The 15,364-nt window shown below is 54.3% G+C and carries 14 protein-coding genes and 1 tRNA gene; 9 read left to right on the top strand and 6 right to left on the bottom strand.

From position 1 onward, the window contains the following. Nucleotides 1-108: 108 nt before the first annotated feature. From B3X29_RS03525 to B3X29_RS03510, 4 genes are all read left to right on the top strand, one after another. Nucleotides 109-1,017 carry a dihydrodipicolinate synthase family protein gene (locus tag B3X29_RS03525; protein WP_159340175.1) on the top strand — a complete coding sequence of 303 codons (909 nt, stop codon included), beginning with the start codon at nucleotides 109-111 and terminating at the stop codon, nucleotides 1,015-1,017. A gap of 14 nt (nucleotides 1,018-1,031) precedes the next feature. Continuing rightward, nucleotides 1,032-2,999 (top strand): YjhG/YagF family D-xylonate dehydratase, encoded by a 1,968-nt coding sequence (locus B3X29_RS03520; protein ID WP_159340174.1) that lies wholly within the window; start codon nucleotides 1,032-1,034, stop codon nucleotides 2,997-2,999. 239 nt (nucleotides 3,000-3,238) lie between these two features. Further along, nucleotides 3,239-4,621, top strand: coding sequence for a glycoside-pentoside-hexuronide (GPH):cation symporter (locus B3X29_RS03515; protein ID WP_290503562.1), 1,383 nt, complete (start codon nucleotides 3,239-3,241; stop codon nucleotides 4,619-4,621). A gap of 12 nt (nucleotides 4,622-4,633) precedes the next feature. Beyond that, the gene (locus tag B3X29_RS03510; protein ID WP_159340172.1) at nucleotides 4,634-6,247 is read left to right on the top strand and encodes a glycoside hydrolase family 43 protein; all 1,614 of its coding nucleotides are present in this window, start codon (nucleotides 4,634-4,636) and stop codon (nucleotides 6,245-6,247) included. 4 nt (nucleotides 6,248-6,251) lie between these two features. Here the strand turns inward: B3X29_RS03510 and B3X29_RS03505 are convergent, their stop codons facing one another. Then, a complete protein-coding gene (locus B3X29_RS03505; protein WP_114316039.1) occupies nucleotides 6,252-7,010 on the bottom strand; it encodes an IclR family transcriptional regulator in 759 nt (252 codons plus the stop codon). A 253-nt stretch (nucleotides 7,011-7,263) separates the two neighbouring features. Between B3X29_RS03505 and B3X29_RS03500 the strand changes: the two genes are divergently transcribed. Then, a complete protein-coding gene (locus B3X29_RS03500; RefSeq protein ID WP_103178048.1) occupies nucleotides 7,264-7,623 on the top strand; it encodes a hypothetical protein in 360 nt (119 codons plus the stop codon). Nucleotides 7,624-7,687: 64 nt separating this feature from the next. Here B3X29_RS03500 and argF read toward each other — a convergent pair whose 3' ends face one another. Then, nucleotides 7,688-8,692, bottom strand: a complete 1,005-nt coding sequence (gene argF / locus B3X29_RS03495) for an ornithine carbamoyltransferase (protein ID WP_103178049.1) — start codon at nucleotides 8,690-8,692, stop codon at nucleotides 7,688-7,690. Further along, nucleotides 8,662-8,967: a putative translational regulatory protein ArgL gene (gene argL, locus B3X29_RS22565; protein ID WP_371816481.1), complete on the bottom strand. Its 306-nt coding sequence runs from the start codon at nucleotides 8,965-8,967 to the stop codon at nucleotides 8,662-8,664. Before argL ends, argF begins: the two co-directional genes overlap by 31 nt. On the opposite strand from argL, the gene rraB reads away from it, so the two are divergent. The 4 genes from rraB (at nucleotide 8,857) to B3X29_RS03475 (ending at nucleotide 11,038) form a co-directional block, all read left to right on the top strand. Continuing rightward, complete coding sequence (gene rraB / locus B3X29_RS03490) at nucleotides 8,857-9,279, top strand: ribonuclease E inhibitor RraB (protein ID WP_103178050.1); 423 nt, start codon at nucleotides 8,857-8,859, stop codon at nucleotides 9,277-9,279. The genes argL and rraB overlap by 111 nt on opposite strands. 45 nt (nucleotides 9,280-9,324) lie before the next feature. Next, nucleotides 9,325-10,083: a tRNA isopentenyl-2-thiomethyl-A-37 hydroxylase MiaE gene (gene miaE / locus B3X29_RS03485; protein WP_114316036.1), complete on the top strand. Its 759-nt coding sequence runs from the start codon at nucleotides 9,325-9,327 to the stop codon at nucleotides 10,081-10,083. Between the two features lie 34 nt (nucleotides 10,084-10,117). Further along, entirely contained in the window at nucleotides 10,118-10,849 is a 732-nt protein-coding gene (locus tag B3X29_RS03480; protein ID WP_159340171.1) for a topoisomerase II, read from the top strand. A gap of 104 nt (nucleotides 10,850-10,953) precedes the next feature. Continuing rightward, a tRNA-Leu gene (locus B3X29_RS03475) sits at nucleotides 10,954-11,038 on the top strand. A gap of 433 nt (nucleotides 11,039-11,471) precedes the next feature. Here the strand turns inward: B3X29_RS03475 and B3X29_RS03470 are convergent. The 3 genes from B3X29_RS03470 to B3X29_RS03460 form a co-directional block, all read right to left on the bottom strand. Beyond that, entirely contained in the window at nucleotides 11,472-12,386 is a 915-nt protein-coding gene (locus B3X29_RS03470) for a hypothetical protein (RefSeq protein WP_159340170.1), read from the bottom strand. 928 nt (nucleotides 12,387-13,314) lie between these two features. Continuing rightward, on the bottom strand, nucleotides 13,315-14,052 hold the full coding sequence (locus tag B3X29_RS03465; RefSeq protein WP_159340169.1) for a hypothetical protein: 738 nt from the start codon (nucleotides 14,050-14,052) through the stop codon (nucleotides 13,315-13,317). A gap of 208 nt (nucleotides 14,053-14,260) precedes the next feature. Next, nucleotides 14,261-15,364: a nuclease gene (locus B3X29_RS03460; RefSeq protein ID WP_159340168.1), complete on the bottom strand. Its 1,104-nt coding sequence runs from the start codon at nucleotides 15,362-15,364 to the stop codon at nucleotides 14,261-14,263.

Here is a 15,364-nt window from a genome sequence, read left to right as displayed (position 1 = left end):
CCTCGTGTTACCTGATTGTCCTTCGCTTTCTTCGCGTTCTAGTATAAAAGTTAAATAAACGAACGCTGTTCTATAATGTAGAACAAAATGAATCAGCAAGGAGATCGCATGCAGCAGACTGTACAGTTCTCGGGCATTATTCCCCCTGTCTCCACCCTCTTCACCGCCGACGGCAAGCTGGATGAGCAGGGCAGCGCCGCGCTTATCGACCATATGATCGATGCCGGGGTCGATGGCCTGTTCTTTTTAGGCAGCGGCGGGGAGTTTTCCCAGCTCAACACCGCAGAGCGCAAAGCGATCGCCGAATTCGCCATCGCTCACGTGAACGGTCGTGTGCCGGTGCTGATCGGTACCGGGGGCACCAACGCCCGGGAAACCATCGAGCTGAGCCAGCATGCCCAGCAGGCCGGTGCCGACGGCATCGTGGTGATCAATCCCTATTACTGGAAAGTATCGGAAGCGAACCTGATCCGCTACTTTGAGCAGGTGGCCGACAGCGTTACGCTGCCGGTGATCCTCTATAACTTCCCGGCCCTGACCGGGCAGGATCTGACCCCGCAGTTGGTTAAAACCCTGGTGGACTCCCGGGCCAATATCGTGGGCATTAAAGACACCATCGACTCGGTGGCCCATCTGCGCAGCATGGTCCTCACCGTCAAAGCGGCGCACCCGCACTTTGTAGTGCTGTGCGGTTACGACGATCACCTGTTCAACACCCTGCTGCTGGGGGGCGACGGGGCAATCTCCGCCAGCGGTAACTTTGCCCCGCAGGTGTCAGTCAACCTGTTGCAGGCTTTCCGCGACGGTGACCTGGCCCGGGCGGCGCAGTATCATCAGACCCTGCTGCAAATCCCGCAGATGTATCAGCTGGATACGCCGTTTGTGAACGTGATCAAAGAGGCGATTTCCCTGTGCGTGCGCCCGGTCTCCACCCACGTGCTGCCGCCTGCCGGGCCGCTGGATGACGCGCGCAAGGCGCAGCTGAAAACGCTGCTGCAACAGCTCAAGCTCTGCTGAACCGGAAGGTCACGATGTCGATAGAAACCATTTTTACCCCGCAGGATGACGCCTTCTATTCGGTGATCACCCACGCGGCGGGGCCGCAGGGGGCGCTGCCCCTGACCCCGCAGCTGCTGATGGAATCCCCCAGCGGCAATCTGTTTGGCATGACGCAGAACGCCGGGATGGGCTGGGATGCCAATAAACTCACCGGCAAAGAGGTGCTGATTATCGGCACTCAGGGGGGGATCCGCGCCGGGGATGGCCGCCCGGTGGCGCTGGGTTACCACACCGGTCACTGGGAGATTGGCCTGCAGATGCAGGCGGCGGCGAAAGAGATCACCCGCAACGGCGGAATACCCTTTGCCGCCTTTGTCAGCGACCCGTGTGATGGCCGCTCCCAGGGCACCCACGGGATGTTTGACTCCCTGCCGTACCGCAACGATGCGGCCATCGTGTTTCGTCGTCTGATCCGCTCCCTGCCCACGCGCCGGGCGGTGATTGGCGTCGCCACCTGCGACAAAGGGCTGCCAGCCACCATGATCGCCCTGGCCGCGATGCATACTCTGCCGACCATTCTGGTGCCGGGCGGGGCCACGCTGCCGCCAACCTTCGGCGAGGATGCCGGCAAGGTGCAGACCATCGGGGCGCGTTACGCCAACCATGAACTCTCGTTGCAGGAGGCTGCCGAGCTGGGCTGCCGCGCCTGCGCCACACCGGGCGGCGGCTGCCAGTTCCTCGGCACGGCGGGCACCTCCCAGGTGGTGGCCGAAGCCTTAGGCCTGGCGTTGCCCCATTCGGCGCTGGCTCCGTCGGGGCAGGACGTGTGGCTGGAGATCTCCCGCCAGTCCGCGCGGGCGGTGATCGAACTGGATAATCGCGGCATCACCACCCGCGATATCCTCACCGATAAAGCGCTTGAAAACGCGATGGTGATCCACGCCGCGTTCGGCGGCTCCACCAATCTGCTGCTGCATATCCCCGCCATTGCCCACGCGGCGGGCTGCACTATTCCGGACGTGGAGCACTGGACGCGCATCAACCGCAAGGTGCCGCGGCTGGTGAGCGTATTGCCGAACGGGCCGGATTACCACCCGACGGTGCGGGCGTTCCTCGCGGGCGGCGTGCCGGAGGTGATGCTCCATCTGCGCGATCTCGGTCTGCTGCATCTGGATGCGATGACCGTCACCGGCCAGACCGTCGGGGAAAACCTCGACTGGTGGCAGGGCTCTGAGCGGCGGGAACGCTTCCGCCAGTGCCTGCGCGAGCAGGACGGCGTCGATCCGGATGAGGTGATCCTGCCGCCGGCGCGCGCGAAAGCCCGTGGACTGACCTCCACGGTGGCCTTCCCGGTGGGCAACATCGCGCCGGAGGGATCGGTGATCAAAGCCACGGCCATCGACCCGTCGGTGGTGGGTGAGGATGGCGTTTACCGTCATACCGGCCGGGCGCGGGTGTTCGTCTCGGAAGCCCGGGCGATCAAGGCGATTAAAAGCGGCGAGATCGCCCAGGGCGACATCATGGTGGTGATCGGCGGCGGGCCGTCCGGTACCGGCATGGAGGAGACCTACCAGCTCACCTCGGCGCTGAAGCATGTTTCCTGGGGGAAAACGGTCTCGCTGATCACCGATGCCCGCTTCTCTGGCGTCTCCACCGGGGCCTGTTTTGGGCATGTGGCGCCCGAAGCGCTGGCCGGTGGGCCGATTGGCAAACTGCGCGATAACGACATCATTGAGATTGTGGTGGACCGCCTTACCCTGACCGGCAGCGTGAACTTTATCGGCACGCCACTGGCGCCGCTCACCCCGGAAGAGGGGGCCATTGAACTGGCACGTCGCCAGCCGCATCCGGACCTGCATGCTCATGAATTTTTACCCGACGATACGCGTCTGTGGGCGGCATTACAGTCGGTGAGCGGCGGCACCTGGAAAGGGTGTATTTACGATACGGATAAAATTATCGAGGTTATTAACGCCGGTAAAAAAGCGCTCGGTCTTTAATTATATTTATCGCTCTTGTCGTCTACGGAAAATATTCCGTGGACGGCTTTTTCATGCCTGTAATTTATTTGTTTTTACGCTTTTAAAACAGTCATTTGATATATATCGAGCAGTGTCACAAAAGCAAAATAACGTAATTCAGAAATAAGATATGGCCATTGCTGATAAATTAATCAGCTTATTACACTCTATTAACACGTTGTTGTGAATTCAGCACACTAAATAAGGGTGTATTTCTGATGATGCCATTAACCATGAAAGATAAAATTGGCTACGGGCTGGGTGACACCGCCTGCGGCTTTGTCTGGCAGGCGACCATGTTCCTGCTCGCCTATTTCTACACCGATGTGTTTGGTTTATCCGCCGGGATTATGGGCACGCTGTTTCTCGTCTCCCGCGTGCTGGACGCGGTGACCGACCCGCTGATGGGGCTGCTGGTGGACCGCACCCGCACCCGTTACGGCCAGTTCCGCCCGTTCCTGCTGTGGGGCGCGATCCCGTTTGGCCTCGTCTGCATGCTCACCTTCTACACCCCGGATTTCTCGGTCAACGGCAAAGTGATTTACGCCTGCGTCACCTACATCCTGTTGACCCTGGTCTACACCTTCGTCAACGTGCCCTATTGCGCCATGCCGGGGGTGATCACCGCCGATCCGAAGGAGCGCCATGCCATGCAGTCCTGGCGTTTCTTCCTCGCCGCGGCGGGATCGCTGGCGATCAGCGGCATTGCCCTGCCGCTGGTGGGGATCATCGGGAAAGGCAACGAGCAGCTGGGTTACTTCGGCGCGATGTGCGTGCTGGGGCTTTGCGGCGTGGTGCTGCTGTTGGTCTGCTTCTTCACCACCAAAGAGCGCTACACCTTTGAGGTGCAGCCGGGATCGTCGGTGGCGAAAGATCTCAAGCTGCTGCTGGGCAACAGCCAGTGGCGGATCATGTGCGCTTTCAAAATGATGGCCACCTGTTCCAACGTGGTGCGCGGCGGGGCGACGCTCTACTTTGTGAAATATGTGATGGATCATCCGGAGCTGGCGACCCAGTTCCTGCTCTACGGCAGCATCGCCACCATGTTTGGCTCGCTCTGTTCTTCCCGTCTGCTGGGCCGTTTCGACCGGGTGAAGGCCTTCAAGTGGATCATCGTCGCTTACTCCCTCATCAGCCTGCTGATCTTCTTCACCCCGGCCGAGCATATCGCCCTGATCTTTGCCCTCAACATCGTGTTCCTGTTTGTCTTTAACACCACCACGCCGCTGCAGTGGCTGATGGCCTCCGACGTGGTGGATTACGAGGAGAGCCGCAGCGGCCGTCGTCTGGACGGGCTGGTGTTCTCCACCTACCTGTTCAGCCTGAAGATCGGCCTGGCGATTGGCGGCGCGGTGGTGGGCTGGATCCTGGCATACGTGAACTACTCCGCCAGCAGCAGCGTGCAGCCGGTAGAGGTGCTCACCACCATCAAAATTCTGTTCTGCGTGGTGCCGGTGGCGCTCTACGTGGGCATGTTCATCATGCTGTCGTTTTACAAACTCACCGATGCGCGGGTGGAGGCCATCAGCCAGCAGTTACTCAAGCATCGCGCGGCGCAGGGCGAAGCCATTCCCGCCGCGGCAACGGCAGCATCTCATTAAGGAGGAGGCTCTATGTACACCATTACCAACCCGATTCTGACCGGCTTTAACCCCGACCCGTCGATGTGTCGCCAGGGCGAGGATTACTACATTGCCACCTCAACCTTTGAGTGGTTCCCGGGCGTGCGCATTTACCACTCCCGGGATCTGAAGAACTGGCGGCTGGTAAGCACCCCGCTGGATCGCGTGTCGATGCTGGACATGAAGGGCAACCCGGACTCCGGCGGCATCTGGGCGCCGTGCCTGAGCTACGCCGACGGGCAGTTCTGGCTGCTCTATACCGATGTGAAGATTGTCGACTCCCCGTGGAAAAACGGGCGCAACTTCCTGGTCACCGCCCCCTCCATCGAAGGGCCATGGAGCGAGCCGATCCCGATGGGCAACGGCGGGTTTGATCCGTCGCTGTTCCACGATGACGATGGCCGCAAATATTACATCTACCGCCCGTGGGGGCCGCGCCACCACAGCAACCCGCATAACACCATCGTGATGCAGGAGTATGATCCGCAGACCTGCACGCTGTCGCCGGAGCGCAAAACCCTCTTCACCGGCACGCCGCTCTGCTACACCGAAGGGGCGCATATCTACCGTAAGGAGGGCTGGTACTATCTGGTGGTCGCTGAAGGTGGCACAAGCTACGAGCACGCCGTCGTGGTGCTGCGCTCAAAAACCATCGACGGGCCCTACGAGCTGCACCCGGAGGTGACGATGATGACCAGCTGGCACCTGCCGGAGAACCCGCTGCAAAAAAGCGGCCACGGCTCACTGCTGCAGACCCACACCGGGGAGTGGTACATGGCCTATCTCACCAGCCGCCCGCAGCGCCTGCCGGGCATTCCGCTGCTGGGCTCCGGCGGGCGGGGATACTGCTCCCTGGGGCGTGAGACGGGGATCGCGCGCATTGAATGGCGCGACGGCTGGCCATACGTGGAGGGCGGCAAGCATGCCCAACTCACGGTGCCAGGCCCGCAGATGACCGAGAGCCCCGCCGTGGCGCAGGCCGACTGGCGTGACGATTTTGACGGCGAGCGCCTCGACCCGGAGCTGCAGACCCTGCGCATTCCGTTTGATGACTCCCTCGGCTCCCTGCGGGCCCGTAAAGGCTTCCTGCGGCTGTACGGCAACGACTCGCTGAACTCAACCTTCACCCAGTCCACGGTGGCGCGCCGCTGGCAGCACTTCACCTTCCGCGCGGAAACGCGGATGGAGTTTGCCCCGCGTCACTTCCAGCAGAGTGCGGGGCTGACCTGCTACTACAACAGCAAAAACTGGAGCTACTGCTTTGTCGATTACGAGGAGGGGCAGGGCAGAACCCTCAAGGTGATCCAGCTCGACCACAATGTGCCGTCATGGCCGCTGCACGAGCAGCCCATCCCGGTGCCGGAGAGCGCAGAGAGCATCTGGTTGCGGGTGGATGTCGATCGTCTGGTCTACCGCTACAGCTATTCGTTTGACGGGGAGCAGTGGCACACCGTGCCGGTGACGTACGAGGCGTGGAAGCTGTCAGATGACTATATCGGCGGGCGCGGCTTCTTTACCGGCGCGTTTGTGGGGCTGCACTGCGAGGACATCAGCGGTGACGGCTGCCACGCCGACTTCGACTACTTCACTTACGAGCCGGTATAACGGCTCAGGCCGGGTAGCCCAGCGCGCGTGAGAGCTGGCGCCCGGCCTCCTGTAACTGCTCGCGGAAGCGGGCCAGCTCCTCGTCGTCCACCCGGGAGGTTAAGGTGGAGAGGCTCAGGGCGGCAATGACCCGGGATTCATGGTTACGCACCGGGACCGACACGCAGCGCACCCCCTGTTCGTTCTCTTCGCTGTCCAGGGCATAACCCTGCTCGCGGGTCTGCGCCAGCGCGGCCAGCAGCGCCTCGCGGGAGGCCAGTGTCGCCGGGGTAAAGGTGGTGTAGTGATAGCCTTCCAGCAGGGTATTAAGCTCGGCCTCGCTCAGCCAGGCGATCAGCACTTTGCCAATAGCGGTGGCATGCACCGGCAGGCGACGGCCAATGCGCGAGTAGGCGATGGCCGCCAGCTTGCCTTCGATCTTCTCGATATAGACCCCTTCGCGCCCGTCCAGAATGCCCAGATGGGTGGTCTGCCCGGTACGCTCCGACAGCGCCGTGAGGAAGTGCTTCGCTTTCTGGCGGATATCCATGGTGCTCACCACGAAGTGACCGCGCTCAACCAGCTTCATACCGGGGCGATATTTACCGTTCTCCGGGTTCTGATCGATATAGCCGTGCAGTTGCAGGGTTTTGAGGAGCGAGTGGAGCGTGCTTTTGCTCAGGCCCATCTGTTTACTGATGTCGGTGATTTTAAGTTCCGTCGCCTGTTCGTTAAACAGATCGAGGATCTGTAAGGCACGTTCAACAGATTGAATAATAGGCATAAGATCGGCATATCCGTGCTGGAATTAAGGCAAAAAAGTACCCTGTTTACGCTGAAAAATCAATCGACCGGGGAGGCGGGAGCGCTATTCCTCTCAGTATTCATGGCGGTTAAATTTGACTTAAGGGAATATTGAGGCTTATTGACCATCTTTGAAAGAATAGGCTGTACCTATTATCGCATTTTAATTGTTCTTTTACACTTATTGATCGTATGGCTTTCCGCTTTTCGCATAGTTCGTTAAAGGTATTTTGATGACCGCATCTAAAACATGGATCACTTTGGGTACGATTGCCAGTCCGGCCACAGGAACATTATTTTCAAAAATTCTTACGCAGCATAATCATAAATATATTCTCTGGTATAACGGAGAGCGGCTTTTTAAACCTGGCGATCAAATAAAAGTATTATATAACCGTCTATTCGTGAATGACGAGCTATGCGATATTCATATTCTGCAAATTGATAAATACAGCCACACCCTGTGGCGCGTGATGCACAACATGTCCAGATGTCCCGGCCATCGCGATCCGGAGAGCAAACAGTGCGATGCCCCGGTAAAATGTATTTTTAAAAAGTGCCCTTACGGTAAGGTGCGGGTAACAGCAAATTAATTTCCTGAACAGATAATTTGAAAAGCAGGAGGGCCAAAACCCTCCCGTTATTTAAACGCAATCGTTATTCACCCAGGGTCGCAACCATCACCGCTTTAATGGTATGCATTCGGTTCTCTGCCTGGTCAAATACAATACTTGCCGCCGATTCAAATACCTCGTCCGTCACTTCCATTCCGCCATGCAGATCGAATTCCTTCGCCATCTGCTGACCCAGCGTAGTCTGGTCGTCGTGGAACGCCGGCAGACAGTGCAGGAACTTGACATCCGGGTTACCCGTCAGCGCCATCATCTGGCTGTTCACCTGATAGCCACGCAGCAGGGCGATACGCTCGGCCCACTTCTCTTTGGCTTCGCCCATCGACACCCAGACGTCGGTGTAGATAAAGTCTGCGCCCTTCACGCCCGCCGCGACATCTTCGGTGAGGGTGATTTTGCCGCCGTTCTTTTCTGCCAGCGCGCTGCACTCCGCCACCAGGCGCTCTTCCGGCCAGCAGGCTTTGGGTGCCACCAGGCGCAGATCCAGCCCGGTCAGCGCGGCTGCTTCCAGCATCGAGTTACCCATGTTGTTACGCGCATCGCCGGTATAGACCAGCACCATCTCGTTGAACGCCTTGCCCGGCAGATGTTCCTGCATGGTGAGCAGGTCCGCCAGCAGCTGGGTGGGATGGAACTCGTTGGTCAGCCCGTTCCACACCGGCACGCCAGCAAATTCCGCGAGGGTTTCGACAACTTCCTGGCCATGGCCGCGATACTGAATGCCGTCGTACATCCGGCCCAGCACCCGCGCGGTATCTTTAATTGATTCTTTATGCCCAATCTGGCTGCCGCTCGGCCCGAGATAAGTGACGCGTGCGCCCTGGTCAAATGCGGCAACTTCGAAAGAGCATCGTGTACGGGTTGAGTCTTTTTCGAAGATGAGCGCGATGTTTTTGCCAGTAAGTTTCTGTACTTCTGTCCCTTTTTTCTTGTCGGACTTCAGCTGTGCTGACAGGGCAAGCAGAGAGGTGAGCTGTGCAGGGGTAAAATCGAGCAATTTCAGGAAATGTTTTTTATACAGTTCAGACATTTTATCCTCACATGGCAAAGGCCACTTATTGAATTAAAATTCACTTTATCTGTATCAATATTCACTTGCAACCCCGTTGCACAAATCTTTCTTACAAAGGTGGAGGCAAACACATCCGTGTGTGAAAATAGAAGTATCTGCCGCACTTTAAAGAGGAACGAGCCATGGCAAACCCAGAACTGCTGGAAGAACAGCGCGAAGAGACGCGACTGATTATTGAAGAACTGCTGGAAGATGGCAGCGATCCGGATGCGCTCTACACCATCGAGCACCATTTTTCTGCGGATGATTTCGAAGCGCTGGAGAAACTGGCGGTGGAAGCGTTCCGTCTGGGTTATGAAGTGACCGAGCCGGAAGAGCTGGAAGTGGAAGAGGGCGACACCGTCATCTGCTGCGATATCCTGAGCGAAGGCGCGCTGAAGGCAGAGCTGATCGACGCCCAGGTTGAACAGCTGATGAACCTGGCCGAGAAGTTTGAAGTGGAATACGACGGCTGGGGCACCTACTTCGAAGATCCGAACGGCGAAGAGGGTGACGAAGACGACGAAGATTTCATCGACGAAGATGACGACGGCGTGCGTCACTAAGTGTTATTTGCGGCAGCTTCGGCTGCCGCTATCTTAAGGCAGAACATGGATTACCCGCAGATACTTGCCCCTGTTTTAAACTTCCTCCAGTGCCCGACCCCGCAAGCATGGATTGATCAAGCCCGCGACCCGGCGAACCTGCCGCTGCTGCTCACCGACCATATGGTGTGCGAGCTCAAAGCCGCCCAGACCGCGCTGTTACTGGTGCGTAAATACGTCGCCGACGAGAGCGGGGCCGACGCGCTGCTCGAGTGGCTCAAGCCCTACGAAGCCTTCACCTTCCGCGAAGGGCCGGAACCGGACTTTGTCGCCCTGCACAAGCAGATTGGCAAAAGCGTGATGCCGAAGACCGACGACCCCTGGGGCCAGGCGCTCATCGACAGCATGGTGCTGCTGATTAAAGAGGAGCTGCACCACTTCTGGCAGGTGCGCGAGGCGATGCTGACCCGCAACATCCCCTACGTCAAAATCACCGCCAGCCGCTACGCCAAAGGGATGCTGAAAGCCGTGCGCACCCACGAGCCGCTAACGCTGATCGACAAGCTCATCTGCGGGGCCTATATCGAAGCCCGCTCCTGCGAACGCTTCGCCGCGCTGGCGCCGTTCCTCGACGAGGAGTTGCAGAAGTTTTACCTGTCGCTGCTGCGCTCTGAGGCGCGGCATTATCAGGACTATCTGACCCTTGCCCAACAGGTCAGCGACGAGGATATCTCTTCCCGGATACAGCTTTTTGGTGAAATTGAAGCCACACTTATCTCAACACCGGATAACGAGTTTCGCTTCCATAGCGGCGTGCCGGTGTAAACCGGCATAGCTAAAGGATTAAGGATGCGTAACGATGAGAAGAGCGTGGACACCTATAGTCGCAGTGGCAGTTATCTCCGCAGCAGTAGCCTTCTGGGTTTATTACGACAAGCAACGCCTGCAGAACACCCCCGATCACCGGCTTGATACCACCCTCAACGCCATGCCCGCCTGGCAGGTGCTGAAAGAGCAGGACCCCAGGTTTGTGACCCGTATCCGCGAGCAGATCCTCACTATGCAAAAAGCGGGCGATTCTGAGCAGGACATTATCGACGTGGTCCAGCCGCAGATCCTTAGCCTGCAGATGTCGCGCCTGCAATACGCCCCCGACGCGAATGCGGTGGCGTATATGAAGATCAACATGGAGCAGACGGCCGCCATTCAGAAGGTGAGTGACGACGCCTGTTTTCGTTTCCTGTTCCCGGGCGTGAAGGGGGGTATCAACCCGATGCGGGTGCTGGATAAAGACCTGATGCAGCGCCGCATGCAGGCCGACGCCGAAATGATGCGCGCAGGCTGGAGTAACGATCGCCACACCGTGACTCCGGAAGAACACGCCGCCGCGGTGGAGGATGTGCGCCCGATTATGCAGGAGCTCACGGTTCAATACGGCAAGGATATCCGATTGCTGGTGATGCCAGAGAACGCGGTGGGCAAAGAGAAGCTTGCCTGCGAGATGGTGCAGGCGATGTGGGGCAAGGTGCTGAAGCTGCCGGAGCAGAAGGCGGCGAGGGTGATTCGGATGGCGGTGACGGAACTGGATTGACGGGAGCGCTGGTTTTTTGGGCACTTAACGCGGTTTAGCGCGTCGCCGCTTGCATGGCGGCGCGCGACAGGTATAATCCACAACGTTTCCGCATCCCCTTCAGTGCCGAAGTGGCGAAATCGGTAGACGCAGTTGATTCAAAATCAACCGTAGAAATACGTGCCGGTTCGAGTCCGGCCTTCGGCACCAAGTCACTAAATTCATTACAATACAGCTGCTTAGACAATAGAATCTCTCTCTTTTGCCTGTAAGAAATGCTCTGTTATGTCCCTTGAAAAGCCGCTGTGGTTGATAGTGGTAATTGGGATGCTAACTCATAGCAGCGTGTAGTTCCAGGCGTCAAACACGTACTGACTCAACTTGAAAGCTACGACGTAGCCACCAGTTCTAAACAATCCAAAAAACTTTTAGTGAAGCGCATTTTAGCCTGATGCCCCTATTCTGTCGCCGTCCTGAGACGCCGCAGGGGATAAACAGGTTTATGGTGGTCACGGTACTTGCAGACCATATGCAAGCTCTGCCAGCGGTTCCGCTGTTGTTTTACCACTAATGGTGCTCTATGGATTCTATTGCGGTATGTTTCATGAAAGTGCGCGGGGGTCATTCCCGCGCATCCGGTGCTTTACGGTAAGTATTTAAGTATTTCTGCTGCCCAGTTTATACGATGGATGACACGGGCATGGTGTAAGTTTCCGTCCAGTATTTCGGCTTTGGTTAGCTGGGATAACTGCTGCCAATTATTGTTAAGTATATAAGTTGCGTTATTACATTGTGAGCTTTCTAGCACGTAAATGTTTTGGCCTGTGAACCCAAATATCACGTAGCCCTGGAACCCAGCTTGCCCAACCGCTACAAAATCTGGTTTTTTACTATTGATAAGTTCAAGTCTGCCTTCAACAACAGCGGTATTGCCCTTTCCCCTGATCTTAATAGCTGAAAGGATTTTTGAACCGATAGTACTCCAAGGCTGTTGACCCTGAGGCAGAAGGCTCCAGTTTAGTTTTATAGATTTACTTTTAACAATGGTATTAAGTTGGTCATCAACAGTTTCGCACAACCCAAAAAGCTCTAAAAAAAGATTAATGCAGTGGGCCACTAACTCTTTGTTGTCTGCTGTCAAAGTTAACTTTGGAGAGATGATCAACTTCTCCCCTTGCAGATTCTCTACAATCTTTAACTCTATGCTTGGTGGAGGGGTGAGGATTCTCTTGTAGCGCTTATATTCAATTTCACGAGTGTCAGTAACTTCTTGCGTGTCCCCCCCTCCGATCCACTGCTTTCTGGTCCATGAAATTTGTCTGTATGCAATTTCTTTAGGTGCCGTTTTGTCAGGTACTGATTTACCATTCGCATTGAATCTGGTTATTGGCCCTAAAATTTTGGGGAGGACTTCTTCACCTAAAGCTCTTTGACTTGAGAAACCAATAGAGTCCGTTTTCCTCGCGTCTGGCAAAGAGTGGGCAATGTAGATATCACGGCTATCAAAGTTAGGTATGTAATTATCAATATTTCGAATACGCTTTTTCTGAATAAGCATGGATCGTTCCTTTTGATTTTATCTTACTGTTTACATAACCAACCAGGCCGGGCACAATCGAGCCGTTAGAAACGATAGTGAGGCTAACAATCGTTATGAGTTTGCAGACTCATGGCGGTCATGCTTCATAGACCGGATTCACGCAGGTGAGTTCGGTTTTTTTATGCCCATCATTTATACATGAGCACAACATATAGAGTGTGTTAATAGTATAACCCCCTACATGTTCAGCATTCTAGATAGGATTCTTTGCAGTACAAGAGTTGATTTTAAGGTTAAATTGAGGTTGTTAAAAAGAAATTTCGACCAACCCTACGTGCCGTAAGGCTTAGACGATATGTCAATGTTTCAGAAAAAAAGATGAAAATTTGATCGAGTGCTGATTTCTTCAGCATGAGAACAGGAGATTGAACCAAAATATTGCAAAGTATTGAACAAAACGGGAACTGCCTCGTATCTTAATAACCAAGACGAATGCAGTTTAAATAATCTAAGTCAGCTCTCAAAAGTCCTTCATGAACCCGAACCAAAAATTGCACATCTTAAATACCCACCGCAAGTGGCTCTCAGGGGCTTGTACGCATGAAGTAATGTGGTTGTTCTGGTTGATGCAAGGTTCTGCAAGCCGGATTCTACTTTAAGCCCATAGCTGAATCCCCGGTTTGCATAGTTACACACTTATGGTTGCCCCTCCCTCAACGATTAAGGCTTCAACTTTCGCGGGCTGTATATCAATTTACCATCCTCAGTGGCGTTTATGACCCTGTTTCGCGTTCTGACCGTGAGGCTGCGGGTTAGGGTTACTCTTCTCTTTAAACGCTCAATCACTCCTGAATCTCCATTGTCAAAGCATTTTGCGTTAATGCTGGGTGCTGATCTTGCCGATGTTATTGTTTTGGTGTCATCAATCGTTCCATTATCTGGAGGGCTATCTGACTGAGTTACGAAAAAATCTAAGGGGGGATTGCATTTTTGATTTTTCAGACAAATATACTACTCCCCTTGCACAAAAAAATGAAATGATTGCGCTTGTAAATATAATTGAAATAATCAATTTATTTCCTGAAAATGGAATTGATAATTTAAAGTAAGACAGAATCCAACTTGGAACTATATATAAAAATATAACGGATGATGCGAAGCCAGCTATCATTCCTGTTTTAGCTAGTTCAATACGTTCATTTTTAGTTAACCCGGGTACTACTTCTGCATGACATCCTAGGCAAACAAATTTTCCTAGCCCCACAACTGTTCCGCAGAAAGGGCAAATCCATCCCTCCTCTTGATTATCGTGGAAGTGTGAATTGTTAAAGGGTGTTTCTTTTTTTGGAAGCCGTTTAACTTCGCATTCTGCTTCAAATTCAGCTTGGATTTTCCATTCATATAAACGTTTCACTGGATAATTTAAGTAATCAGTATCAATGAAATGAGCACAATTTTGGCATAACCAAATACCATTTTCGGCTGATCTCCGTTGTTCAGCTGTCAGTGATGGGTCAAATCTGGCACCACCTGGAGAAGCGGCAGTAATGTGAGCTGCAACGCCAGTCTTAGTTGATTTCTCTGGATGCGCATTAGGTCCAGAAGTTAGCACCCTACAATCAGGATTTGAACATCTGTTTCCAGCCCTGTCTTGTCTTGCTCTTTTTGTTTTCTCGATAAACACATCGCTTATTATTCCCCTCCATTTTGATACCAAAGACAAGTATGTATATCAGCATAATAACACTATCATTCAAGATAATCGATTGGCAATGTATTACTTTTATTGAATATTTCAAACGTTACCGTAACACTGCAAAGTAAGGCTTTCAACACACCTTACTTTGCAGTGTTAAGGTATTAAAAAAGGCTTTGCATATCTCTTTTACAACTTATTTCTCTCTGTCCCATTGCGTGAAATAGCGCTTCAATTTTTCCACGGTAAAACGCCATTTGGGAGTCGTTGGCTTACAGACCGTGTTTTGATTGCCAAAGAAACCTACCTCATTCACCGCTTCGAGATCGGATCGGGTTTCCAGCCATTTTACAGGAACAAAATATTCTGACTTGTCGGGATCGTCTGCATTCTGGCGATACAGATCACTGTATTTAAGAACATCTATTGCCGGCATTTCGCCGTGTTCCGTTTTGATCGTAAAGCTGCTGGCTGGTTCGACCGCGCTCTGAACCATGCCGACGCCTACGTAACCCGTTGCTGGGATTTTTACCCAAACGCGGTCGCCCGGCTGAAGCTGTTTTAAAGTCTGACTATACCAGCTTCCACCACCCGCACTGATAAAGCCATATCGACGTGCCTCTTCCCAGACGCGGCTTTGCGGATCGCCGAACGAGACATAAAACTCGCCATTCCAGGGTTCCTTAGCATTGGCGCTTGTTCCGGCAGTGGCCTGCGCGGCATTGGTTTGCGTTTCACTAGGGTCGATAAGCCAGGCACGACTCAGGAACTGCTCGTCACCATGTTGGAATACTTTGAAGAAGAGGACGTTAATCGAAATACCATTCTTACTCAGATAGTCGACGATACGCTCAGTGGAGGGATCCAGCTCTGCCGCCACGATAATGATTTGATGCGACTGGTTGAGCGACTCTTCTTCCAGTGCAGCATTAAAGCGTTGCTTAAATGCCTCACCGAGATTTCCGCCACCAGAAAATTTTTCATAAATCTGCGACAGGCGATCGGCGGTTAAATCATCCACCCAGGAGGCGTAATCCAGCGCTTGGGCAACGACTTCACGCGGTGTGCGGTCGCGTTTAAGCTCAATCAGGATCAGTGAGGCATCCGGCGCAATCGCCAGCAGATCGATACGCCCTTTATCGAGCGTATTTTCCTGATGGCCGATGATCATCCACTGGTCAGAGAGGATAGTGGGGTCGTTTAAAATCATCTTCTCCAGCAGTTGTTCACTGGCGAGTTTGCTGATGGTTAACGGCTGGGGAGTCTCTCCTACCCGCCAGATAGCATGATGAACCGGCAT

The sequence above is a fragment of the Leclercia sp. UBA5076 genome, from assembly GCF_002416465.1.
In the GTDB taxonomy this organism is placed as follows: Bacteria; Pseudomonadota; Gammaproteobacteria; order Enterobacterales; family Enterobacteriaceae; genus Enterobacter.
This window is presented reverse-complemented; position numbering and strand designations above follow the sequence as displayed.